The organism is Acinetobacter sp. T63 (assembly GCF_053852345.1).
Window position 1 is genome coordinate 728,950 of the sequence record NZ_CM132659.1, and the last position, 23,535, is coordinate 752,484.

Annotated in this window: 20 protein-coding genes and 1 pseudogene; 8 read left to right on the top strand and 13 right to left on the bottom strand. The window is 45.5% G+C overall.

The window, feature by feature from the left end:
* Nucleotides 1–59: 59 nt before the first annotated feature.
* From ACVLR6_RS03485 to ACVLR6_RS03505, 5 genes are all read right to left on the bottom strand, one after another.
* On the bottom strand, nt 60–785 hold the full coding sequence (locus ACVLR6_RS03485; protein WP_171304276.1) for an amino acid ABC transporter ATP-binding protein: 726 nt from the start codon (nt 783–785) through the stop codon (nt 60–62).
* Nucleotides 786–799: 14 nt separating this feature from the next.
* Nucleotides 800–1,483, bottom strand: coding sequence for an ABC transporter permease subunit (locus ACVLR6_RS03490; protein ID WP_005176046.1), 684 nt, complete (start codon nt 1,481–1,483; stop codon nt 800–802).
* Nucleotides 1,483–2,226, bottom strand: coding sequence for an amino acid ABC transporter permease (locus ACVLR6_RS03495; protein ID WP_005176049.1), 744 nt, complete (start codon nt 2,224–2,226; stop codon nt 1,483–1,485). Before ACVLR6_RS03495 ends, ACVLR6_RS03490 begins: the two co-directional genes overlap by 1 nt.
* 63 nt (nt 2,227–2,289) lie before the next feature.
* Complete coding sequence (locus ACVLR6_RS03500) at nt 2,290–3,234, bottom strand: transporter substrate-binding domain-containing protein (RefSeq protein WP_016659882.1); 945 nt, start codon at nt 3,232–3,234, stop codon at nt 2,290–2,292.
* Nucleotides 3,235–3,595: 361 nt separating this feature from the next.
* Nucleotides 3,596–4,273: a DUF421 domain-containing protein gene (locus ACVLR6_RS03505; RefSeq protein ID WP_160243482.1), complete on the bottom strand. Its 678-nt coding sequence runs from the start codon at nt 4,271–4,273 to the stop codon at nt 3,596–3,598.
* Nucleotides 4,274–4,528: 255 nt separating this feature from the next.
* On the opposite strand from ACVLR6_RS03505, the gene ACVLR6_RS03510 reads away from it, so the two are divergent.
* The 5 genes and pseudogenes from ACVLR6_RS03510 to ACVLR6_RS03530 all read left to right on the top strand — a co-directional run bounded on the left by ACVLR6_RS03510 (nt 4,529) and on the right by ACVLR6_RS03530 (nt 8,982).
* Nucleotides 4,529–5,560, top strand: coding sequence for a molecular chaperone DnaJ (locus ACVLR6_RS03510; protein WP_455995849.1), 1,032 nt, complete (start codon nt 4,529–4,531; stop codon nt 5,558–5,560).
* Nucleotides 5,561–5,653: 93 nt separating this feature from the next.
* Entirely contained in the window at nt 5,654–6,838 is a 1,185-nt protein-coding gene (locus tag ACVLR6_RS03515; RefSeq protein ID WP_127798727.1) for a molecular chaperone DnaJ, read from the top strand.
* Between the two features lie 92 nt (nt 6,839–6,930).
* Nucleotides 6,931–7,257: pseudogene (locus ACVLR6_RS03520) on the top strand (endonuclease domain-containing protein).
* 202 nt (nt 7,258–7,459) lie between these two features.
* Nucleotides 7,460–8,095 carry a hypothetical protein gene (locus tag ACVLR6_RS03525; protein WP_455995851.1) on the top strand — a complete coding sequence of 212 codons (636 nt, stop codon included), beginning with the start codon at nt 7,460–7,462 and terminating at the stop codon, nt 8,093–8,095.
* Between the two features lie 23 nt (nt 8,096–8,118).
* Complete coding sequence (locus ACVLR6_RS03530; RefSeq protein ID WP_455995852.1) at nt 8,119–8,982, top strand: hypothetical protein; 864 nt, start codon at nt 8,119–8,121, stop codon at nt 8,980–8,982.
* Between the two features lie 46 nt (nt 8,983–9,028).
* Here the strand turns inward: ACVLR6_RS03530 and ACVLR6_RS03535 are convergent, their stop codons facing one another.
* The gene (locus ACVLR6_RS03535; protein ID WP_455995854.1) at nt 9,029–11,923 is read right to left on the bottom strand and encodes a valine--tRNA ligase; all 2,895 of its coding nucleotides are present in this window, start codon (nt 11,921–11,923) and stop codon (nt 9,029–9,031) included.
* A 184-nt stretch (nt 11,924–12,107) separates the two neighbouring features.
* On the opposite strand from ACVLR6_RS03535, the gene ACVLR6_RS03540 reads away from it, so the two are divergent.
* Both ACVLR6_RS03540 and ACVLR6_RS03545 read left to right on the top strand, forming a co-directional pair.
* Nucleotides 12,108–12,803: a hypothetical protein gene (locus ACVLR6_RS03540; RefSeq protein WP_005176074.1), complete on the top strand. Its 696-nt coding sequence runs from the start codon at nt 12,108–12,110 to the stop codon at nt 12,801–12,803.
* 20 nt (nt 12,804–12,823) lie between these two features.
* The gene (locus ACVLR6_RS03545) at nt 12,824–13,627 is read left to right on the top strand and encodes an SDR family NAD(P)-dependent oxidoreductase (protein ID WP_075167550.1); all 804 of its coding nucleotides are present in this window, start codon (nt 12,824–12,826) and stop codon (nt 13,625–13,627) included.
* A 47-nt stretch (nt 13,628–13,674) separates the two neighbouring features.
* Here ACVLR6_RS03545 and ACVLR6_RS03550 read toward each other — a convergent pair whose 3' ends face one another.
* On the bottom strand, nt 13,675–14,109 hold the full coding sequence (locus ACVLR6_RS03550; RefSeq protein ID WP_455995856.1) for a YbjQ family protein: 435 nt from the start codon (nt 14,107–14,109) through the stop codon (nt 13,675–13,677).
* A 3-nt stretch (nt 14,110–14,112) separates the two neighbouring features.
* Nucleotides 14,113–14,469, bottom strand: coding sequence for a YbjQ family protein (locus tag ACVLR6_RS03555; protein ID WP_005176080.1), 357 nt, complete (start codon nt 14,467–14,469; stop codon nt 14,113–14,115).
* A 3-nt stretch (nt 14,470–14,472) separates the two neighbouring features.
* Here ACVLR6_RS03555 and ACVLR6_RS03560 point away from each other — a divergent pair, with 3 nt between their 5' ends.
* Entirely contained in the window at nt 14,473–14,745 is a 273-nt protein-coding gene (locus ACVLR6_RS03560; RefSeq protein ID WP_034597392.1) for a hypothetical protein, read from the top strand.
* A 26-nt stretch (nt 14,746–14,771) separates the two neighbouring features.
* On the opposite strand, the gene adeK is transcribed toward ACVLR6_RS03560, so the two are convergent.
* From adeK to ACVLR6_RS03585, 5 genes are all read right to left on the bottom strand, one after another.
* Nucleotides 14,772–16,229, bottom strand: a complete 1,458-nt coding sequence (adeK, locus tag ACVLR6_RS03565; RefSeq protein WP_005176082.1) for a multidrug efflux RND transporter AdeIJK outer membrane channel subunit AdeK — start codon at nt 16,227–16,229, stop codon at nt 14,772–14,774.
* Complete coding sequence (locus tag ACVLR6_RS03570) at nt 16,229–19,408, bottom strand: efflux RND transporter permease subunit (protein ID WP_455995858.1); 3,180 nt, start codon at nt 19,406–19,408, stop codon at nt 16,229–16,231. The genes adeK and ACVLR6_RS03570 overlap by 1 nt, the downstream gene beginning before the upstream one ends.
* 13 nt (nt 19,409–19,421) lie before the next feature.
* A complete protein-coding gene (locus ACVLR6_RS03575) occupies nt 19,422–20,687 on the bottom strand; it encodes an efflux RND transporter periplasmic adaptor subunit (RefSeq protein ID WP_005176086.1) in 1,266 nt (421 codons plus the stop codon).
* Nucleotides 20,688–20,716: 29 nt separating this feature from the next.
* The gene (locus ACVLR6_RS03580; RefSeq protein ID WP_005176089.1) at nt 20,717–21,331 is read right to left on the bottom strand and encodes a phosphatase PAP2 family protein; all 615 of its coding nucleotides are present in this window, start codon (nt 21,329–21,331) and stop codon (nt 20,717–20,719) included.
* Between the two features lie 152 nt (nt 21,332–21,483).
* The gene (locus tag ACVLR6_RS03585) at nt 21,484–23,535 is read right to left on the bottom strand and encodes a site-specific recombinase (RefSeq protein WP_160241549.1); all 2,052 of its coding nucleotides are present in this window, start codon (nt 23,533–23,535) and stop codon (nt 21,484–21,486) included.

Here is a 23,535-nt window from a genome sequence, read left to right on the forward strand (position 1 = left end):
CGAATATGAAAAAAAGCAGATCGTTTGATCTGCTTCTTAATTTAGGGTGTTCGTATGGATTAATGCAGGATTTTATCCAGGAACTGCTGGGCACGTTCACCGCGCTGGGTATTAAAGAATTCATCTTTGGTGCAGTCTTCGACAATCTTGCCCTGATCCATAAAAATCACCCGGTTGGCGACCTGGCGGGCAAAGCCCATTTCATGAGTCACACACATCATGGTCATGCCTTCACGCGCCAGCTCGACCATCACGTCCAGTACTTCGGTAATCATTTCCGGGTCCAGCGCCGAGGTTGGTTCATCAAACAGCATGGCAATCGGGTCCATACTTAAGGCGCGGGCAATGGCAACCCGCTGCTGCTGCCCACCAGAGAGTTGCGCCGGAAACTTGTTGGCCTGTGAACTTAAACCAACCCGATCCAGATAGGCCAGCCCTTTCTGTTTGGCTTCAGCTTCCGAGCGGCCCAGTACCTTGACCTGGGCGATGGTCAGGTTTTCGGTAATGCTTAAATGCGGAAACAGCTCGAAATGCTGGAACACCATGCCGACGCGACTGCGCAGTTTGTTCAGATTGGTTTTCGGGTCGCTAATCGAAATCCCATCGACCAGAATCTGGCCTTTTTGAAACGGTTCCAGACCATTTACGGTTTTAATCAAGGTCGATTTTCCCGAACCCGATGGTCCACATACCACCACCACTTCTCCCTGACGAATCTGGGTACTGCAATCGGTCAGGACCTGAAAATCCTTATACCATTTGCTGACATTCTGGAGGTCAATCATAATCTTGGGTTCGGTCATACCGTCAGCCTCCTTTGTAGTTTTTTCACTGCATAGGTGGCGATTAAACTCACGCTAAAATACACCAGCCCGGCAAATAGAATATATTGGGTCAGCAGCGCCATTAAATCGCCGCGGACATAATTGGTGCGGAAGAAATCCAGCAGGCCAATGGCATAAACCATGGTGGAGTCCTGAAACAGGATGATGGTCTGCTGTAACAGCAGCGGGGTCATTTTGCGAAAGGCCTGCGGTAAGATAATCAGCCGCATCGACTGGCCATAAGTCATGCCCAGCGCATAGGCAGCCGCAGTCTGGCCTTTGGGAATGGACTGAATCCCGGCACGGACAATTTCAGAAAAGTAGGCCGCCTCAAATAGCATAAAGGCCACGATACTCGACACCAGTGCAGTATCAATGGTCAGGTAATTCCCGGTGAGGGCGGTGTAGAAAAATGGTACCGCAAAATAGAACCACATTAGCACCAGCAGCAAGGGAATCGAGCGGAACAGATTGACATAGCCTTGTGCAAACAGATTCAGTACGCGAATAGAAGACAGGCGCATTAACGCCAGCAGGGTGCCAATTAGAATACCGCCAATGGTCGCCATGACCAGCACTTTTAAGGTAATGGTAAAACCATGCCATAGCGCTGGCCCGGACAGTTGTAAATCATTTAAAAATGCAGTGAGCCATTCCATTATTTTTCTCCTGCAATCAGGCCGGGAACACGTAAACGTTTTTCCAGCAGGTTCATGCCCTGAATCAGGCAAATATTAATCACAATAAAAATAACGGTGACAATGGTATAAATTTCAATGGTGTTTTGCGTGTACTCACTGATGGTTTTCATTTGCGAGATAATTTCAGCCACCCCGACCAGAGAGGCGACTGAGGTATTCTTAACGCAGTTGGTCAGCTCCGAGCTTAACGGCGGCAAAATGGTGCGAAATGACTGCGGCAAAATTACATAGCGATATAACTGCGCGGTACTAAAACCCATGGCATAACCGGCATTGATCTGTCCGCGTGGCAGGGCTTCAATACCGGTGCGCACCTGTTCACAGACCCGTGCCGCGGTAAACAGTCCCAGTCCAATACTGGCTGAAATCAGCGCTGAAGTATGCGCGCCTAGATCATTCATCCACCAGCTTTTGATGGGCGCTGGCAGGAAATTGGGCACCACATAGAACCAGATAAACAGCTGGATCAGCAGCGGTACATTACGAAAAATGGTGACATAGGCGGTGCCAATCGTGCGGGCGGTTTTGCTGGGCAGGGTTCGCATAATCCCCAAAATGCTGCCCAGTAGCATGGCAATACTCCAGGCCACAATGGCAATCACCAGCAGCCAGCCCAGCCCGGCGAGAATCCAGTGCAGATAGGTACTGTCGCCAATGCCGGTAGACTGAAACAGGACACCCCAGTTCCAACTATAATTCATACGTCCTCCTCAAAAACTCAGGTAAAGCATCCGTGTTTACCTGAGCCGGTTTATGTTGGAGTGTTACTGATCACGATCGTGCGGATTGGCAATCAGGTCTTTCAGCTGATCGGACATTTCAAAGTTCAGGTTGATGTTCTTCGGTGGAATTGGCTGCTGGAACCATTTGTTATACATCTGGTTGATTTCACCCGAGCTATAGGTGGCTTTAATGGCATCATCCACCACCTGTTTAAATTCAGTATCGCCTTTACGCAGCATACACCCGTAAATTTCCTGAATTGGCGCCGTACCGACAATCACCCATTTGTCTGGATCGGTGGCTTTGGATTTTTCACCGGCCAGCAGAATATCATCCATCATAAAGGCAGCGGCGCGGCCACTTTGTAGCATCAGGAAGGATTCGGCATGGTCTTTGGCTGAAATAATTTCGCCAATACCGAGTTCTTTTTCATGCTGGCGGATATAACGTTCAGAAGTGGTACCGGCGGTGGTGACCAGTTTTTTGCCTTTTAAGTCAGCAAAATCCTGAATGCCGGAATCTTTGGCGGTCAGTAAACGTGAACCCACCTGGAAGAAACCGACCGAGAAAGCCACTTGCTGCTGGCGTTCCTGATTGTTGGTGGTCGAGCCACACTCTAAATCGACCGTCCCGTTAGAGACCAGTGGAATCCGGTTCTGGCTGGTAACCAGGTTATAGCGGATTTTCAGATCTGGCATCTCCAGTTTCTGTTTTAGCGCTTCCACCACTTTCAGTTGCAGGTCATGCGCATAACCGACCGGCTGATTTGGCGTATCGGCAATATAGGAGAAGGGAATGGATGAGTCGCGATAACCCAGCACAATGGTGCCGGACTTTTTGATTTTCTCTAAGGTGCCTGAACTCGAGGCAGCGGCATTGGTGTTGCTATTGGCATCAGCTGGAGCTTTATTGTCACTACAAGCACTGAGGCCAAGCATGAATGCGCTGGCACAAAACAGGGAGGTGAGGGTGCGTTTAGAGGTCATGTACAAAACTCCTTTTGTATTGATTATTGGTCATTTGCTGTTATTCATGGCAATTCCAATCCTGGAACTGATTTATCAGGTAATGAAGCAAATGAGATTGTTTTAATTATCTCTGCACAACGGCATAGCTTCATCTTAAGCGAGATTTCCAGCATTGCTCAAGCGAAATTTTTAACCGTTTTGTTAATGATAAATCGTTATGAAATAACCACTTTTTAGATAAATAACAGCAAAAAGCATGAATAAAATACAGCAGGAACTGTGCCAGTCTTGGGCCATTAAAGACCAAGATATGACCAAAGTTGAGATAAAACGGTTGGGCGAAGGTGGATGAACCGGCACAGAGATTTAAAACACGCGATTAATCTACCCGTAAGGTATTGATGGCTTCAGTCCAGTGACAGCTGTCACAACGCGGGCAGATCTGCTCGGCACGTTGCAAAAAATCGGTATAGCCACAGTATACGCAGGCGTAATGGGTATGCGGTTTAACGTCGGTGATTTCCTGACAGGCTTTGGGAAACAGGGGTAAACCGTACCGCACCTGATCATTGGAGAAAAACAGGATGCTGAACTTACCATCATTTTCGAGTAAACCGACTCGTACCTGTCCCAGATGTTCGACCCCTTGCTGGCGCATTTCGGCAAAGAATTCATCGTGCGACATTTTACCGCGTTTAATCTTTTCTAAGACCAGCTCGCCATCTTCGACAATATACAGCGACTTGCCTTCCAGCAGATCTTCAAAGGGCTGGTATTTCATCATTAACCAGGTCACCAGACGATACAGGAAAATCACGATGCTCATGATTAGCAGGGCCTGAATCAGCGGCAGATCTTCGGTGAACATCGGGTCGCCGGCAATTGAACCCAGCGACAGAATAATCGCCAGTTCAAAAATTGACAGCTGGCGCACACCACGTTTTCCAGTCAGACGTAAAAAAATAATGATCATGCTGAACATAAGGATGGCTCGCACGCTAATTTCAGCCGCAAAAGCCCAGGTGGTGTCATGAATAAAAATACTGGCCCAATCCATGTGAATGTCCTTTTTATAATCTGTTGGTCTTTGTTGATACTATGCATGAATTGCGGCGGCTGAATGTTTATAGTTGCGTAATGAACTGCAATGATTTGAGTGACTTGGTTAATTCAAAAAATTACCTGATCTGAAGCCATGTAATGTTAAGGCTTATTTGCTCAGGATTTTGCTTTGCTTCGGTTTTACTGAGATGAGTCAAAAAATACTTTCACATAAATCAGGTATAATTTCTCTTTTGCTTTTATCTTCCCTATGCCTTTTGCGCTGAAAACCATGCCAAACATGGTGCTTGAAGTCTCACCACAGCATCAGAAGCTGAATCGTTTAATTGATGAGATTGAACAGCAGAAACAGTTATTGCTTGCATGGCAACATGCCCAAGATGACATTCGTGCCTATAGTCAAAAGGCGCTGATGCCTGCGTATCGTGAGTTATATAGCACTTTGTATGAACAGATGAAGACACTTTGGAATGGTCTAAGTAGTTATAGTTTCACGAAATCAAATACAGCATTGGTGGAAGATAAAATCCAAACTTTAGCGCGGTTACTACAAGGTTCACATTTGCTGAGTCAAAAGCAGTTAGATGAAGTGGAAAAAATGCATGTCTATTATCAGCAGGCAGATGAATACAGCAAGAAAAAAAACAAGAAGAAAAATATAGACACTTTTGATGAGCCTGAAACTGAAACAGTCCAAGCCGATGATGTATTTGAAGATTGGAATAATGATCAATACCAACAAGCACGTGAGCAAGCCAAGTTAAAACGTCAGCAAGAAAAACAAGCTAAGGCTTCAATGCTGGTGAATCAATCACTCAAAACTGTGTATCTCAAGATTGCTTCCATCATTCACCCTGATCGTGAGCCCGATGAAGCTAAAAAAGAGGAAAAGACCGAGCTTTTACAACGTACCAATGAAGCATACGAACAGGAAGATTTATTCTTTTTACTGAAACTTCAGCTTGAAGTTGAGCAAAGTAAAAACGGTTCAAACAAAGGTTTAAGCACAGAACAATTCAAGTTTTACCAACAGGCGTTAGAAGCACAAAGCCAGTCCTTAAAACAGCAGATGCAGGAATTGATTAACTCGCTTGTATGGTCAAATAAAGCCAAAATTGCGGTGCAAAAGTCCAAAGGGCAGCTCAATATTGAGCAGTTGTATAAACAGATTGATGCGGATGTGTCGAACGTGAAGCATCAGTTAAAAGCGGAGAAGCAACGGCTGAGTTTTATGGGGAAAGAGAGTGGGCTAGGGATGTTGTTGGAGCATGGGGTTTTGTAAAGAATATAGTTTTTTTGAACTAAGCAAAAGGTTTGTATGCTATTCATTATGCTAAAATATTACAGAAATTGAGATTAGCATTGAAGTCAGTGAATGAGCAATTTAGATTTAAGCATTTATCAAACGAGTGAAAAATTATCGGCACAACAAAAAAAGTTTAATCGATTGCTTGAGAAAATTGAGCAATTACAAATGGTATTGGCGGACTGGCAACAAGCGCAAAAACAAGTTCAAGAGGATGCAAGAGATGAGCTATTACCTTTATATCGTCAGTGGCACCACGTTTTGTTCGCTCAATTAGAGACGCTTTGGCAATATAAAAATACGCATAAAATCGCAAAAACATATTTAGTGCGTTTAGATGAAAAAATTTCAATTTTAGCGAGTCAGCTGCTTAATAATCCGAATCTTTCTGAACAACAACATGAGTTGACGCTTATCATTGCTCAACATTATGAGCTGATAGAAGAAAGTGCTGATGCTGAAGAAGTCAGCTCTCATGTAAATGATCATTCGCATCAAGCGCATGATGCTGATGAAATGATGCAAAAACAAGCCATAAAAGAAATGATAGCAGACCAAATCGGGGTACCCGTAGCTTGGCTTGACTTTGATTTGGATCTCAATAATCTCGACGCGTTTATGGAAAAAGTAAAAGATAAATTAGATCGAGAAGAAGCAAATTTTATTCAAAATCAGCTTAATGAAGATGAGCGTGATGAATATCAAAAGTTTGCTGAAAAGGAAAAAAAGAAAATTTTAAAGAAGCAAACACAGCTTGAAGAAGCGAAAAAAATGGCAGGGCAATCTCTAAAAAGCATTTATTCAAAAATTGCTGCCTTAATTCACCCTGATCGAGAGCAAGATGAACAAAAGCGCATTGAAAAAACCGAATTATTACAGCAAGCAAATGCTGCATTAGAGGAAAAAGATTTGCTTACTCTTTTGAAATTGCGTGTTTTTACAGCGCAAGGTGATCAGGAACAGGCAACAAAAATCGCGAATGAGCATTTGAAATCTTATAATTTATTGTTGGAAGAGCAAGTAGAGAAATTACAATTTGAAATAGATGATATTATTTATTCATTTGATTGGATCGGCTCTGGTTTTTACAAACAGCGTTTTAAACCTGTTGATTTGATAAAAAAATATCAACGCGATTTAGCAGATATTCAAGCAAAACTGTTAAGAGATGAAAAGCGTTTAAATGATTATAAGGATTTTGATTACTTAAAAATTTTACTGAAAAGCAGAGCATTTAGTTGGTCATTTGAGTAATTTTTAGCATTGATTGTCATTCAGAGCATCGTCATTTTGACGATGCTTTTTTATGCACTTTAACCCGCTGATTATTCGCCTTCGCCAAATCCATGCGCCACTCTGCCACCGATGCAGAAGACCTGATGTGGTAACTTCTACGCGCCAAGCGATTTATGAATCTTAAATTTCGTCGTCAGCATGTGATTCAGCCCTATATTGTAGATTTTTACTGTCATGAAATTGGTTTGGTGATTGAGTTGGACGGTAGTCAGCATGGAACTGATGAGAGAGAAGAGTATGATGCGGAACGAACTAAGTTTTTAGAGGCTTTGGGTTTAACGGTGGTTCGGTATTGGAATCATGATGTGTTGAGTCGGACAGATATGATGTTAGAGGATTTGTGGAATGTGTGTTTTAAAATAAAAGCAAATGAATAATGGAGATGCTCCTTCTATCTGTGGGGTGAGACGTACCGCTTCGCAACAGTGTAAGAGTAATATTCATAGAGTAAGAAATCTTAAATTTAAAATCAATAAAATCATATTTTTAGTATTATTGCGACAAATTATGTCTCTGATAAGATGTAATATAATTAATTTGATATGATAATTAAAGGACGTTAAAGTAAGGGATGAAAAAATGTTAGTAAGAAATATTGTACATTTATGCCTTACAATGATTTCAATGGCACTAGCAGTTCTAATTTTTCTTATTTCACATGAAAAATTATGGATTGATGAGTTAAAGTTACATATTAATCATACCGAAATTTTATCTTTTCTCATAACTAATAAAATTGATGGTAGTTTTTTAAAGCTAATTTTCCCTTATGTGACTTATGTTATTATTTTGCTTTTATTGGTTTTTTTAACTAATTTATCAATCAAATACTTAATTTTTAAATTAGATAAAATCAGTTTTGAGAAAGAACAAATAGATGTTTTTGAACAAGCTAATGATTTTTATTTACCAGTGTATTTGGGATATTCATTTGTAGCTATTAGTCTACCGACAATAAAATCTTTTATTTTATTTTTTATTTTGATGTTATTTATTTTATATAACACTCGTTTTTTTTACTTTAATCCATTGTTTTTAGTTTTAGGATATAAATTTTATTTTGTGAATAACAAGGATAAGTCTAGAATTTTGATTATTACGAAAAAAGAAGTAAAGGTAGCATCTGATTTCTTTGTAAATTCTGATGGACATAAAACGCAAGAGGTTGCTTTAATTAAGATTAATAATCATACTTACCTTTTAAAAAATAGCTAATTGAGAAAATTGGAATTCACTTTATGAATTGTCTTTATGCGAGGGCGAACTCTAAATTCTATACTGTATTGTCTGATGATAATTGCCCTGATCTATTTACATCAGTAGATACAAATAACATAAAAGCTGTTCCATATACATATCCAAGCTCTCTTGAAGATGATGAATGGTTTTATCATGTTTTAAAAAAGGATGACGATTCTGATGAGAGCGAGGATTCTGATGAAGATGAAAAGATTTCTGATCCGCTAGAAAGATTGAATCGTCAAATTAAAACAAGTCTTCCAACTATCGGTGAGTCTGATTACCAAAAAATTCTATATATTGTTTATAGGAAAAGTGGCAGTGATTGGTTTGTTTTACAGAGAATTCCTAATAAATCTAAAGTTTATGGGAAGAAAATCCTAACTTTTTCTGAACAAGCTCAGGTGGTTACAAAACCTTTTGTAATCATTAACGAAGAGCCAGATGCACTTTATAATATTGCTACAAATACCTTGTATTTTAAAAATATTAGCCGTCTAAATAATGTTTTTAATAATTTAAACCTGTTGTATAGAGAAGCATCTAATCCAGAAAAACAGACTTTCTTGAATCTTCCACTTTTAAATGTTGCTAGTGATTTTAATGTTAATAAAATTAGTATAGTAAATAGCAAACATATTGCTTTAGTCTTATCGCAATATAATTCATACGATGACGCTATTAAAACAGAATTGCATACTTATATTGAGCAGATTGCTGATTTATCAAAAGATGAGAATGGTAAATATATCATTAATAATGATGAAGATTTGAGAATCTTTATTTATGCTTTGCAAGAGCGTTACTACACTACATCAGCTACTAAAGAAAATAGATTGGCAAAATCCTTTGTTAAGAAATAAAAAAATCCCCTCAAAAGAGGGGATTTTTTTGAATCAAACTACAGCATTAAAGCGCTGCAATTTGCTCCATATTCGCTTTAATCTTCGCTAACTGATCAGCAAATTCAGCAAGTTTGGCTTTCTCGCCTTCAACCACAGCCGCAGGTGCTTTCGCCACAAAACCTTCATTTGCAAGTTTAGTTGCAATTTGGTCATGCTGTTTTTGAACCTTGTCTAAGTCTTTTTGTAGACGACCCAATTCCGCTTTAGGATCAATTAAACCCTTCATTGGAACAAATACAGACACATGACCCACTACAGAAGATGAAGACAATGGCGGTTGTTCAGCATCGCTAAGGAAAGTAATGCTTTCAACTTTTGCCAATGCTTTAAACAATGGTTCAATACGTGCAATTTGCGCTTTCTCGCTATCCGTTGTGTTTTGAAGAAGAACAGGCAACAAGCGAGCATTACCTAAGCCCATCTCACCACGGATGTTACGTACCGCACCAATCAAACCTTGTAGCCACTGCATATCTGCTTCAGCTTGGTCGTTAATTAATGCTTGGTCAGCAACAGGGTACTGTGCGAGCATAATCGTTTCGCCAGAAATGTTGAGTTTCGGCGCAAGTGTTTGCCAGATTTCTTCTGTAAGGTATGGCATCAATGGATGTGCTAAACGTAAAGATGCTTCCATCACAGAAAGAAGAACACGACGCACTTCAGCTTTACGTTCAACCGATACGTTTTCGTCATTCAGAACCGGTTTCGTCAGCTCGACATACCAGTCACAGTATTCATTCCAAATGAACTCGTAAATCGCTTGTGCAGCCAAGTCTAAACGATAGGTCGCAAAGGCTTGTTGAACCGCAGCTTCCGCTTTTTGTAGACGGCTGACAATCCACTGCTCAGGCAATTCCCAAAGGTCTTGACGAACGTCTTGACCAATTACTTGATCTTCGCAGTTCATCATTACGAAACGGGTTGCGTTCCAGATTTTGTTGGCGAAGTTACGGTAACCTTCAACACGCTTCATGTCGAACTTGATGTCACGACCGGTGTTGGCAAGCGCACAGAATGTGAAACGAACCGCATCTGTACCGTAAGATTGAATCCCTTCAGGGAATTCTTTACGGGTCGATTTTTCAATCTTCGCCGCTTGTTTCGGGTTCATCAAACCTGTGGTACGTTTTTGTACTAAAGTTTCAAGATCAACACCGTCAATCAAATCTAATGGGTCAAGCACGTTACCTTTAGATTTAGACATCTTCTGACCTTCGCCATCACGTACCAAACCGTGTACATACACAGTTTTGAATGGTACTTGTGGCGTGCCATCTTCATTTTTCATGAAGTGCATCGTAAGCATGATCATACGAGCAACCCAGAAGAAGATAATGTCAAAACCAGTGACAAGCACATCAGTCGGGTGGAAAGTATTTAAGAAATAGTTTTCTTTGTCTTTCGCTTCGTCACCTGTCCAACCTAAAGTTGAGAATGTCCAAAGACCAGAAGAGAACCATGTATCCAATACGTCTTCGTCTTGGTTCAATTCAACTTCAGGGGCAATACCGTTTTTCGCACGAACTTCTTCTTCGTTACGACCCACGTAAACATTACCTTCTGCATCGTACCAAGCAGGGATACGGTGACCCCACCACAATTGACGCGAGATACACCAGTCTTGAATATTATTCATCCATGCCATGTACATGTTGCTGTACTGCTCAGGCACGAATTTGATACGACCGTCTTGAACCGCTTCAATCGCAGGTTTCGCAAGCGGTGCAATTTTTACATACCATTGATCCGTCAATAACGGTTCAACGATGACACCTGAACGGTCACCGCGAGGTGGTTTCAAGGTGTATGGTTGAATTTGGTCTAACCAGCCTTCAGCTTCTGCTTGTTCGACTAACTTTTTACGTGCTTCAAAACGCTCTAAACCAATGTAGTCTGCAGGGGCAGGAATGGTTTTAGAAATTTGCTCGCCCGCTTTCGCGATGTATTCAAACTCAGCCAACACTTCAGCATTTTTGTTGAAGATGTTGATGATTGGCAATTCGCAGCGTTTACCGACTTCATAGTCATTGAAGTCATGCGCAGGGGTAATTTTTACACAGCCGGTACCGAATTCTTTGTCGACATATTCATCTTTAACGATTGGAACCGCACGACCAGTAATTGGCAGGATGATATTTTGACCGACCAAGTGCGCATAACGTTCATCATCAAGGGCAACCGCAACCGCTGTATCACCCAACAATGTTTCAGGACGCGTGGTTGCAACCACGATGTGATCTTTACCATCGTGCGTGCGAAGTGACTTATCTTCAAAGAAATATTTGAAGTGCCAAAGTGAACCTTGTTCTTCTTTATCAGACTCAACTTCTAAGTCAGAAAGGGCAGTTTGTAATTTAGGATCCCAGTTGACCAGGCGTTTACCGCGGTAAATCAAACCTTCTTCGTGAAGTTTTACAAACACTTCTTTCACTGCGTTGGATAAACCTTCATCCATGGTGAAGCGTTCACGTGACCAGTCCACAGAAGAACCTAAACGACGGATTTGACGGGTAATGTTACCGCCAGATTGTTCTTTCCATTCCCATACTTTTTCAATGAACTTTTCACGGCCTAAATCATGACGGCTAATGCCTTGTGCACCGAGCTGACGCTCTACCACCATTTGTGTTGCAATACCGGCGTGGTCAGTCCCCGGTTGCCATAAGGTATTTTTACCTGACATACGGTTATAACGGGTTAAGGCATCCATGATGGCATTGTTAAAACCATGACCCATGTGCAAGCTACCGGTGACGTTTGGTGGCGGAATCATGATACAGAAAGACTCGCCTTTTTCAGACGGCTTGAAGTAACCGCGCTCTTCCCACGTTTGGTACCATTTTTTCTCGATCTCGGTCGGATCGTAAGTTGTAGCAATATTTTGCGCTGAATCAGTCATAGTTCGAACAGATCAAAAGTAGATAAAAAATTGCATCTATTGTAGCAAAAAAAATGGCGACTTAGGCAGCCTGAATCATTGGCTTGTTTAAGCAATTGGCATCAGCACTTACTCGTCGTATGATGTAGGCAAATAACAATGCGCAAAGTTCGCAGAACAACGACGAAAAAAAGCGAGAACAACAATGACCTATTCAATCGCACTAAAATTAAGCCCAGCTACCTATCAGCGTTTTCAGCAGTTACATCAACAGTTTAACCAGGGTAATCCGCACAGTCTGGCCAAGCCTTTAGGCGAGGTGCTGTCACATATTTCCTGTGAAATTGTCGATCAGGTGTTTGGTGAAATTGCCCGGACCAGCAGCTCGCCCGACCGTGAATCGGAAAAGATTGTGCAGCAGGTGATGGACACCGTGCAAAAATATATGCCATGGTCGGTGTCATTTTTTGGCAATGACCGTCTGGTGCCGATGGTGAATTATCTGCAACAGAAAACCTATGAAAAAGAGGGGCAGGCCTATGTGGCCTATCCGGTCGATAATGTGCTGATTAAAGAAACCTTGGGTTGTGTCGAACAAATCCGGCAGGGCAATAGTGCCTATATCCAGCCAGCCTTTCGGGCTTTTACCCAGATTGTCGATCAGGGCGTGACCAGTCTGGTCCGCGAGCCAAAGAAAATGCTGAAGTTTAATTTTATGGTCGATAAAACCCTGACCGGGGTGATTCAGCTGACTACCCAGCTTGGCTATAAGCGGCTGGAAAAACTCGGCACCCAGTTTGATACCCGCATAACGGAACAGTATTTCAATCATTTTCTGGGCTTTGTGGGCAATGACCCGCAGCCAGAGCGCGGTTACACTGATATTCATCACAACAAATGAACGTATAGAGGGACAGATTCATGGCCAAGCAGGATTTAACAGGGAAAGTGGTGTGGATTACCGGGGCATCTTCCGGATTGGGCAAAGCCTTGGCCAAAGAATGTGCCTTGCAAGGTGCCGACGTCATTCTGACCGCACGCCGTTATGAAGAACTGGAAAAGGTGCGCGTGACTTTACTGAACCCGGAACGCCATGTGTCAGTTTGTGCCGATATTACCGATGAATCACAGGTACGGCATGCTTATGCGCAGGTGTTAGCGGCCAAAGGCCGGATAGACTGGCTGATTAACAATGCCGGTCTCAGCCAGCGCGCGCTGATTCAGGACACCACCATGCAGACAGAACGTGCCATTATGGAAGTCGATTATTTCTCGCAGGTGTTCCTGACCAAAACCGTGTTACCGACCTTTATTGCCCAGAAATCGGGACGGATTGCCTTTGTCTCTAGTGTCGCCGGTTTGCTCGGCACCCAGTACCGTGCCTCTTATTCGGCGGCCAAAGCCGCAATTCATATGTGGGCCAACAGTTTGCGTGCGGAAGTGGCGCAAGAGGGTGTCAAAGTTTCGGTAATTTTCCCGGGCTTTGTCAAAACCAATGTGTCCTTTAATGCCTTAAATGGCGAAGGCAAACCGCAGGGCCATCAGGATGAAGCAATTGAAAATGGTCTGGAGCCGGACCTGTTTGCCCAGACCACGGTCAGTGCCTTGCTGGCGGGAGAGGAATATATTGTGGTTGGTGGCGCCAAGGAAAAACTGGGGGTTTGGGTGTCGCGTTTATCGCCAAGTACGCTCTATAAAATGATCCGTAAAATGAAGGTGAAGTAATACGTTCCAGAGCATTTGACGAGATGAAGACAGATCAGGCCATCAGCTTATTTTTTGATGGCCGTCCCATAGGCAAACACTTCCACCATCCCACCTTGTATCCCCAGTTCGGTGGTGCTTAAACGCAGGCCTAAAATCTGGGTGGCGCCCATTTTCTCGGCTTCCAGCTTTAAGCGTACAATTGCTTCACGGCGCGCACGTTCCACCACACTTTCATAACTGGTCAGGCGGCCACCGAGTAAATTCTGCACATTGGCAATTGCATATTTAAAGTAATCATGTGAAATCACCACATTGCTGCTGACCAGTTGGCCGGGTAGGTCGGTGCTTTTAAAGCGGCTGCTGTCGAGCTGGATATAGGCCAGTCGCTGTTCCTGTTCGGCCAGATATTGAAAATGCTTGCGTTCGTTATAGCGGCCAAAACCGAAGCCAACGGCAAACAGTACCGCAAAAATCAGCAGCTGCAGAAGCAATCCATCCATGACTTAGTCCTGCGCAGGGAAGGGATCAGGCAGTTTCGGCATGATCGGATCGACAATCACCGCCGTGCCATAAACGAACAGTTCAGATGCACCCTGGGCAATGTTGGAGGTGGAAAAACGGATTCCGACAATGGCATTGGCACCCATGCTGCGCGCTTTGTCGATCATCCGGTTCATGGCTTCCTGACGCGATTCTTCCAGCAGTTCGGTATAGGCTGTCAGCTCACCACCGACAATATTTTTCAGTCCGGCCAGCAGGTCACGGCCGACATGCTTGCTGCGTACCGTGCTGCCATATACCACATCAATTTGCTGGCGAATGGTGTGTCCGGGTACAGATTCCAAATTACTCAGTAACATGTGATGACCAATAACAATAGATTGCTGATGAAGATAGAAAAACTGCGGGCAAAATGCAATCAAAACATCTCTTTTACAGTTTTATACGGGCAGATGTGCATCCAGTCCTTTGGCGAGTCACTACAAGCAAAACAGGATTTCTTTGCTTTGCTCATCACTCTATCGAGCTACTTTTATTTAATGGATGATCCAGGCACATCATCAGGCAAAGAAAAAGCCAGTCAGCGCGAGGCTCACTGGCTTGATTATCAAGCGATAAGAATGAAATCACCCTGATGCTTGACGCTGCAACTCAGACAATCTTATTGCTGAGCAGCGCGGCGTTGTTCTGCCACAGACGGCTGCTGGGTCACTTGATCTGAAGTGTTGGCTTTCAGGCCGCCACCTAAGGTTTTATACAGTTCCACCTGATTGTTCAGATTGGCCTGTTCCAGCAATAACAGCCCTTGCTCGGCTGCATAAGAGGCACGCTGTGCATCCAGTACGGTTAGATAGCTGTCAATGCCGGCACGGAAACGGGCTTCCGACAGACGATAGGTGGTATTGGTGGCTTCAACCAGACGGCGCTGTGCGGCAATCCGGTCACCAATATTTTCACGCACTGCCAAGGCATCATTCACTTCACGGAAAGCGGTCTGAATCGACTTTTCATAATCTGACAGCGCAATCTGCTGATCGGTTTCTGAAATGCGGATATTGGCCTGACGTGTGCCCCAGTCAAAGATTGGAATATCCAGACTTGGACCAATTGACCAGACAAAGTTACCTGATTTGAACAGGTCACTTAAATCGGCCGAGGCATAACCGGCGGAACCGGTCAGGCTGATGGTCGGGAACAGACGGGCACGCGCTGCGGCAATATTGGCACCTGCGGCAGACAGACGGTATTCCGCTGCACGAACATCGGGACGGTTTACCAGCAGATCACTTGGTAAGCCGGCACCAATTGCAGTATTGGAGGTAATGCGGGTAATACGCTGTGCCGGCAGCAGATTGGCCGGAACCGGTTGACCCACCAGCAGATTCAGCAGGTTCTGTGCCTGCGCCACCTGAGTCTTATAGTTGGCCACATCATTACGTGCGGTTTCGACTGAAATTTGCGCCTGACGTACCGGAAGTTCACTGTCGATGCCAACGTCAAAACGTTTTTTGTTCAGGTTATACGATTCAAGCTGGGCCTTTAAAGTTTGCTCGGCCAGTTTCAGGTTGGCATTGGCAAAGGAATAGCTGAGCCAGGCCTGAGACACCTGACCAATCAGGGCAATTTGCGTGGCATCACGGGCACTTTGGGTGGCCAGGAAATTATCCAGTGCATTGTCACGCAGGCTGCGGACCCGACCCCAGAAATCCAGCTCATAGGCGGTGACCCCTAAACCTACGTTATAGGAGGTGCTTGGGCCACGACCCTGATTGCTCATGGTGTCCTGACGTAACACGCTGCCACTGGCGCCAATGGTCGGTAACTGGTTATTTTCAGTAATCTGGTACTGTTGCTGGGCACGCTGGATGTTCAGCGCCGCAGTACGTAAATCACGGTTATTGGTCAAGGCCAGATCCAGCACCTGTAGCAGGCGCTGATCGGCAAAGAAATCTTTATAACCCTGTTCTGCAACAGAGCTTCCGGAAGCATTGCTATAGCTGCTCGGAATATTCGCCTGAGCAACCGGCTCTGGCCCGCGCATACTCTGACAGGCTGTCAAAGCAAGCGCAAGGGCAGAAACCGCAATACCACGGCCTGTAAGAGACCATAAGTTTTGCATCACGATACATGCTCCTGATGATTTTGTTGTTTTGGTTTGTATTTAAAGATACTTCGAATCCACACGTAGAATACCGGGATAAAGAAGATACCCAACAAGGTCGAACTGATTACGCCGCCCAGAACACCATAACCGACCGAGTGCTGGCTACCTGCACCTGCACCTGAAGACAGGGCCAGCGGCAGTACACCAAAACCGAAGGCTAAAGTGGTCATGATAATTGGACGTAAACGCATTTTTGCCGCATGTAAAGTGGCTTCAAACAGGTCTTCACCTTTTTCCTGCAACTCTTTGGCGAATTCGACAATCAGGATCGCGTTTTTAGCAGACAGACCAATCACCGCAATAATCGCCACCTGGAAGTAGATGTTATTCGACAGGTTCGGGTTCTGGAACAGCACCATCCCGCTGAAGGTCAGGAACAGGGCACCGACAATACCTAATGGTACGACCAGTAATACCGAGAACGGAATTGACCAGCTTTCATACAGCGCTGCCAGACACAGGAAGACAATTAACAATGACAGGGCATACAGGAATGGTGCCTGATCACCCGATTCACGTTCTTCCAGTGACAGACCGGTCCATTCATAGTCGAAACCTTGCAAGCCCATGTCTGGCAGCTTGGCAATAATTTCTTCCATGGCCACCATCGCATCACCCGAGCTGACGCCAGGCGCTGGTGTACCCTGAATGTTCATGGAGGATACGCCGTTATAACGCTCTAAACGTGGTGAACCATAAGTCCATTCACCGGTTGCAAAGGCCGAGAATGGTACCATTTCGCCGCGGTTATTACGTACATACCATTGATTGAGGTCTTCCGGCATCATACGTGAGCCTGCTTCACCCTGAACATAGACTTTCTTGACACGACCGCGGTCGATAAAGTCATTGATGTACGAACCACCCCAGGCCATGCCCATGGTGCTGTTAATTTCAGCAATACTCACGCCCAAGGCACCGGCCTGCGCATGGTCCACAATCACGCGGTACTGTGGTGTATCTTCCTGACCATTTGGACGAACCCCGGCCAGACGTGGATCTTTGGCTGCTTCACCTAAAATGATGTTACGTGCCATGGTCAGTTTTTCATGACCCTGACCGCTGGCATCTTTCAGCTGCAGGTTAAAGCCGGCACTCACGCCCAGTTCAGGCATGGCAGGCAATTGCAGTGGCATGATGTAAGAAGCATCTTTAACAATCATGTTCAGTGCCATACCACGCTGGATAATCGCACCGACCTGAGATTCTGGCGAAGTACGTTCTGACCAGTCTTTCAGCTTAATGAAGGCCAGACCTGCGTTTTGTCCAACCCCGGTGAAGGAGAAGCCGGCCACACTAAACACAGACTCGACATGCTCTTTCTCATTTTCCAGGAAGTAGTTGGTCATGGTGCTGACGACTTTGTCAGTCCGTTCCAGACTGGCATTTGGTGGCAATTGCACCAGTGTCATCACCACACCTTGGTCTTCATCCGGCAGGAATGAAGATGGCAGTTTCTGGAATAACAGCACAATCACAACCAGCACTGCACCGTAAATAATTCCGGAGAAAATCTTGCTGTGGGTCATACGGTTCACACCGCCCTGATATTTCACCGACAGCTTGTCAAAGCTGCGGTTAAACCAGCGGAAGAAACGCGCAAACAGACCGTTGCTTTCTGGCTTGTTCGGATCATGCTGTTTCAGCATGGTCGCACACAGGGCAGGGGTAAAGGTTAAGGCTACAATCAGCGACAGTACCATTGCCGTGACCAGGGTCACCGAGAACTGACGATAAATTACCCCGGTCGTACCACCGAAGAATGCCATTGGTACGAATACCGCAGACAGCACCGAGGTAATCCCGATTAACGCGCCAGAAATCTGTTTCATTGACTTTTCAGTGGCTGCCACAGGGTCGAGATGTTCTTCGACCATGACACGTTCCACGTTTTCCACCACGACAATCGCGTCATCGACCAGCAGACCAATCGCCAGGACCATCGCAAACATGGTCAGGGTGTTAATCGAGAAGCCGAACATGTTGATGACGGCAAAGGTCCCCAAGACCACCACCGGTACGGCCATGGTTGGAATAATAGTGGCGCGCCAGTTCTGCAGGAACAGGAACATCACCAGGAATACCAGAATAATCGCTTCAATTAAGGTTTTAACAACACTCTTAATCGACAATTCAATAAATGGTGTGGTGTCAAAGGCCAGCTGATCGACCATCCCTTGCGGGTAGTTTGGACGTAACAGCTTTAAGCGCTCTTCAACGGCTTGGGCGGTATCCAGCGCGTTGGCACCAGTTGCCAGTTTAATCGCAACACCACCGGCAGGTTTGCCGTTGAATTTGGAATCAAACTGATAGTTGTCTGCACCGAGTTCTACACGAGCTACATCACCCAGACGCACCTGTGCACCTGAAGCAGTATTTTTCAGGAAGATATTGCTGAACTGTTCTGGGGTTTGCAGCAGGCTTTGTGCCGTTACGGTTGCGTTGAGCACCTGACCTTCTATGGCGGGTGCACCACCTAACTGACCGACAGCGACCTGGGCATTCTGGGTACGAATGGCTGTGGCAATATCACTTGGGGTGACTTGCAGGCTGGCCATTTTGGCTGGGTCCAGCCAGATGCGCATTGCATAGGAACCACCAAACACCTGAACCTCACCGACCCCCGCCACACGGCTTAAGGGTTCAGAAATATTGGAGTTAACATAGTCTTTGATGTCATTTGCTGACATGCTGCCATCAGGCGAATAGAAGGCCAGAACTTGCAGGAAGCTGGCGCCTGATTTGGTGACCCTCACCCCTTGACGCTGGACATCTTCCGGCAGCAGGGCAGTGGCAGACTGTAATTTGTTCTGTACCTGAACCTGGGCAATGTCAGGATCGACGCCTTGTTCAAAGTTCAGCGCAATAGACGCAGAACCGTTACCGGCACTGTTCGATGAAATATAACGCAAGCCATCGAGACCATTCATCTGCTGTTCAATAATCTGGGTTACTGTATTTTCAACAGTTTCAGCCGAAGCACCCGGATAAGTCGCAGAAATGGTGACCGTTGGCGGCGCAATGGTCGGATACTGGGCAATGGGCATATTGGATAGGGTTAGAATACCCGCCAACATGATCACCAGTGCAATCACCCATGCAAAAATCGGGCGATGAATAAAAAATTGAGCCATTGAAGTCTACCCCTTATGTATTTGAAGTAGCTTTTTGTTCAGCTTGAGCATCCGCCTGATCTGCTGGTTGTTTTGCTTTATCTGATGCAGCAGGTTGCTGGGCACCTTGTGGCGCGGCAGCTTGCGGTTGATATGGTTTGGCTACCACTTTCTGTTCCGGCTTGACTTTGGCAATACCTTCTACAATAACTTTATCGCCAGTTTGCAGACCTTCAGTCACAATCCAGTCTTTACCCTGAATACCGGCTGTGGTCACTGGACGTGGTTCAACCACACCTTTGGCATTGACCAGCATCGCCATGGCCTGACCGGTTGGGGTGCGGGTAATGGCAGCTTGTGGAATCAGCACGGCATTTGGAATTACCCCTTGCACAATTTGTGCAGTGGCAAACATGCCTGGCAATAACAGATGGTTTGGATTCGGGAATACTGCACGTAAAGTCACGGTACCCGTATCCGGATTAACGCTGGCATCGGAGAATGCCAGACGGCCTTCAACCGGATAATAGCTGCCGTCTTCCAGTTTCAGTTTGACTGTGGTGTTGTTGCTGCTGTTTAAATCACCTTTGCTGAGTTGCTGGCGTAAACGTAGCAGTTCAGCACTTGACTGGTTGATATCCACATAAATCGGGTCCAGACGCTGAATCGTCACCAGCGGTTCCTGCTGGCTGGCAGTCACTAACGCACCTGCAGTCACGGTAGAACGGTTGGTCTGACCTGAAATTGGCGCACGTACGGTTGAGTAACCCAGGTTAATTTCTGCATTGCGCAGTTCGGCACGGGTGGCCGCGACATCTGCTTCTGCCAGTTTCACCTGCGCCACAATGTCATCATATTCCTGTTTGGAAATGGCATTGCTGCCCACCAATTGACGATAACGGCCTTCTTTGACACGTAAAACGTTCAGATTGGCCTGCTGACGTGCCAATGCTGCACGGGCACTATCTACCGATGCACGGTTGGTCCGTGAATCAATTTCATATAAGGCCTGACCTTCACGTACATAGCTGCCTTCGGTAAACAGACGTTTCTGCACCACACCGCTGGTTTGCGGGCGAACTTCAGAAATTTCAAAGGCAGTGGTACGGCCGGAAAGTTCAACAGACTGCTCGACACTTTGTGGCTGTACAACAATGACCCCAACTTCTGTTGGAGGCATTTGCTGCTGGGCTGCAGCTTGCTGCGCATCATTTGGATCTTTGCTACAACCCACAAGCGCGATGCTTGTGGCCAATGCGCAAGCAGTGAGGGCAGGGGCCCAAAGCTTTGCAGACATCATTCTTCCACCTCAATTAGATTTTTATCTATCTAAAAATTATTCATTGGTTTGCGCTGGCTGTACTTGATCAAGATCAGATAGAGCAGCGTGATCCAGATAAAACTTATGCTCCAGCCTGACAGGACATCTGAGGGAAAATGTACGCCAAGATACACTCTTGAAATTCCCATCAGCAACATCCACATAACAGCACATATTACAATGGCTTTATGTGCGGGATGTTGCATTGACACATAAATTGCAAGACAGCCCAGCGTTGCGGCATAAAAACTGTGTGCGCTGGGAAATGAGGCACCATAGCTATTGACCAGATGATACATTTCTGGCGGGCGCTCTCTTGCAATCAGATACTTGAGTATCCAGGCAGTGGCAAAACTCCCCATCAGTCCAATGCTGACCAGCACGATATTTGCATATTCCTTCTGCCTGGCCAGATACAGACACCAAAGACTGGATAAAAATAATACAAATGGCATGCCACCAACGACAGATAACCCCGTCATTAGTGAATTCAACATCTCGTTACGGTGCTGGCTGAACCAGTCTACAATTGCCGAATCAAGGGCAGTGAGCGCTGGAACATAAAGCATTAACACGCTGAAAAAACACAACAAACCACCGAGATAAAGCAAAAAATTAGGCATGCCGAAATCCTGGTTAGTTTAGCTGATCCGAGCGCAGTCCGGTAATGGATTAAAGTGTACTCGCCAGTACACTTCATTTCAAGCCTGTATAAATTATGCTAATTTCTTTTTCAATTCTTTTTAACACATGACAAAATAAATTAACAAATTCCTTAATGATGACCCTTGGCCGGGCCAGATTGTTCTTCAACTTCAACAGGTTGCTTCGGTGGCCAGAAAAAGTCACTGGGCCGGGTCAGGAAATGGGTCATGACCAGTTTGGCCAATGGCTTCCACTGTTCAAAACGTACCCGACGTGCGCGCAGGGCCACAATAATGGTGAGGGTAAAGCTGACAAATAAGTTGGTCAGGCCAATTAACAGTACACCCAGGAAAGACACAATAATCAGGCCAATTTCCGGACTACCGTTGACGTTCATCAAACCCTGAATAAAGTTGGCCGAGGCAAAGGCAATATGCCGGATATCTAAAGGCAGACCCAGAATATAACCAATTGTGCCCATACTGCCGAGCATAACCCCGAACAGGAAATTACCGGCCAGTGCGCCCAAGTTCCGTTCAATATAGGCGGCAAAACGGTCCAGCCGTTCCTGACTCATCCATTTTTTCAGTTTGGCATGCGCCTGTAGCCGTGGTCCGACTTTGCGATACACCGCCATATTATCGAAGTAACCAGCAATCAGGCCCGATAAAAACAGACACACACCGGCAATGGCTGCGTGTGGAATTGCCAGAGAGGTAAACGGATTCAGGTCATGCAGCATTTTGCTGGCTTTGGCATGGTTCATTAAAGGCTCATGCAACGCCGCATCCCACATAAAGGCAATTAGGGCGGCCACCGGAATGGCAATTGAGATATTGCCCAGAATGGCAATAAACTGGGTCCGGATAATATTGATAATCAGCGCGGCCAGCTCGGCAATTTGCGCCATTTTCGAGCCTTTGCGATGCTGTACGGTCGAAGCCAGTGCGGCAGCGGTCATCGCCGGCTGTTTGGTGGCCACAGTAAAGTGCAGCACATGAATCAGCATAAAGCCCAGCGAGTAGTTCATGCTGTTAATAAAGGCCTGCATCAGCGGCGCCAAGGTTAAACGTGCCGCCAGCACCTTAAGGGTGGCCATGGTGGCAATAATCACCCCGGCCCCGGCAGCCGATTTATACATTTCCAGAAAGCCGGCCTTGTCGGTACTTACATAATGTTCACCGGTTTTGCTTGCATTTTCAGTCACCTGCAAGGCCATCAATTCACTGTTGGTAGCCAGCAGGGAGCGGACACTGCGTTCGCTATACAGCGCGGTGGTAATATCGACCAGTAGCTCGCCCATGGCGCTATAACGCACATCATCTTCTTCAACAATCAGGTTTAGCAGCAGTTCAATCCGGTCCAGACACTGTTCCAGTAAGGACAGCAAATAGGTCAGGCTGACACTGACCCCAATCCGTTTGGTGGCCCGGCGAATTTTATGGCTGACGTTACGGCACTGGTCAATCATCACCAGCGCCTGTGAGGCATCCGGTGGAATTACCGCTTCAAATTTGTCGGCACTTTGATGCAGGTTTTTATACTGCACAATGAAATCGTTGATTTCACGGTTCTGCACTAAAAATGGTGATTCGTATTCGGTCAGTTCCGGATGAGCATTAATAAATTCCGGATATAAACCAATTCCGCTGACCCGATAGGACAGCACGGTAATGGCTTTAATGATTTCCTGACGAATCAGTTTTTTATCATCCTGATTACGATGGCCCTGATTCAGCAGGCGAAACAGCTGCTGCCACTGCTGATCTTCAATATCATCCAGCCAGTATTTATCGCTGCGCTGATGGAAAATGCGGCGCAGCAAGTCTTGCAGCTGGCTCTGATCATTAATCAGCGGTAAAAAATGCGCCCCTAGGCGCTGAAACAGCTGGCTCCAGAAACCATCTAAAGACAGGATGCCGGTATCGGCATACAGGCTGGTCTGTTTGTACTGGCTGATTAAGCAGAGCACAAAACTTTGTAAGGTATTGGCGGCATTGGGCGTAATCAGCAGGGCATGTAAAAAGGCCTGAAACTTTTCTTGTATTTCTTCGCTATTTTCGGTGTTGGCTGGTCGAATACGGTTGACCAGCTCAATGAGCAGTTGCTCGTCAAGATCAGCGGGCGTGGTTTCCAGCTGATCCTGCATGTTCAGGAATAGGTCATAAAATTTTATATGCAT

Bases quoted from the DNA above. Each gene is read 5' to 3' on its own strand.
- ACVLR6_RS03485 (WP_171304276.1), bottom strand. From the start codon at position 785: ATGATTGACCTCCAGAATGTCAGCAAATGGTATAAGGATTTTCAGGTC.
- ACVLR6_RS03490 (WP_005176046.1), bottom strand. From the start codon at position 1,483: ATGGAATGGCTCACTGCATTTTTAAATGATTTACAACTGTCCGGGCCA.
- ACVLR6_RS03495 (WP_005176049.1), bottom strand. From the start codon at position 2,226: ATGAATTATAGTTGGAACTGGGGTGTCCTGTTTCAGTCTACCGGCATT.
- ACVLR6_RS03500 (WP_016659882.1), bottom strand. From the start codon at position 3,234: ATGACCTCTAAACGCACCCTCACCTCCCTGTTTTGTGCCAGCGCATTC.
- ACVLR6_RS03505 (WP_160243482.1), bottom strand. From the start codon at position 4,273: ATGGATTGGGCCAGTATTTTTATTCATGACACCACCTGGGCTTTTGCG.
- ACVLR6_RS03510 (WP_455995849.1), top strand. From the start codon at position 4,529: ATGCCTTTTGCGCTGAAAACCATGCCAAACATGGTGCTTGAAGTCTCA.
- ACVLR6_RS03515 (WP_127798727.1), top strand. From the start codon at position 5,654: ATGAGCAATTTAGATTTAAGCATTTATCAAACGAGTGAAAAATTATCG.
- ACVLR6_RS03525 (WP_455995851.1), top strand. From the start codon at position 7,460: ATGTTAGTAAGAAATATTGTACATTTATGCCTTACAATGATTTCAATG.
- ACVLR6_RS03530 (WP_455995852.1), top strand. From the start codon at position 8,119: ATGAATTGTCTTTATGCGAGGGCGAACTCTAAATTCTATACTGTATTG.
- ACVLR6_RS03535 (WP_455995854.1), bottom strand. From the start codon at position 11,923: ATGACTGATTCAGCGCAAAATATTGCTACAACTTACGATCCGACCGAG.
- ACVLR6_RS03540 (WP_005176074.1), top strand. From the start codon at position 12,108: ATGACCTATTCAATCGCACTAAAATTAAGCCCAGCTACCTATCAGCGT.
- ACVLR6_RS03545 (WP_075167550.1), top strand. From the start codon at position 12,824: ATGGCCAAGCAGGATTTAACAGGGAAAGTGGTGTGGATTACCGGGGCA.
- ACVLR6_RS03550 (WP_455995856.1), bottom strand. From the start codon at position 14,109: ATGGATGGATTGCTTCTGCAGCTGCTGATTTTTGCGGTACTGTTTGCC.
- ACVLR6_RS03555 (WP_005176080.1), bottom strand. From the start codon at position 14,469: ATGTTACTGAGTAATTTGGAATCTGTACCCGGACACACCATTCGCCAG.
- ACVLR6_RS03560 (WP_034597392.1), top strand. From the start codon at position 14,473: ATGACCAATAACAATAGATTGCTGATGAAGATAGAAAAACTGCGGGCA.
- adeK (WP_005176082.1), bottom strand. From the start codon at position 16,229: ATGCAAAACTTATGGTCTCTTACAGGCCGTGGTATTGCGGTTTCTGCC.
- ACVLR6_RS03570 (WP_455995858.1), bottom strand. From the start codon at position 19,408: ATGGCTCAATTTTTTATTCATCGCCCGATTTTTGCATGGGTGATTGCA.
- ACVLR6_RS03575 (WP_005176086.1), bottom strand. From the start codon at position 20,687: ATGATGTCTGCAAAGCTTTGGGCCCCTGCCCTCACTGCTTGCGCATTG.
- ACVLR6_RS03580 (WP_005176089.1), bottom strand. From the start codon at position 21,331: ATGCCTAATTTTTTGCTTTATCTCGGTGGTTTGTTGTGTTTTTTCAGC.
- ACVLR6_RS03585 (WP_160241549.1), bottom strand. From the start codon at position 23,535: ATGCATATAAAATTTTATGACCTATTCCTGAACATGCAGGATCAGCTG.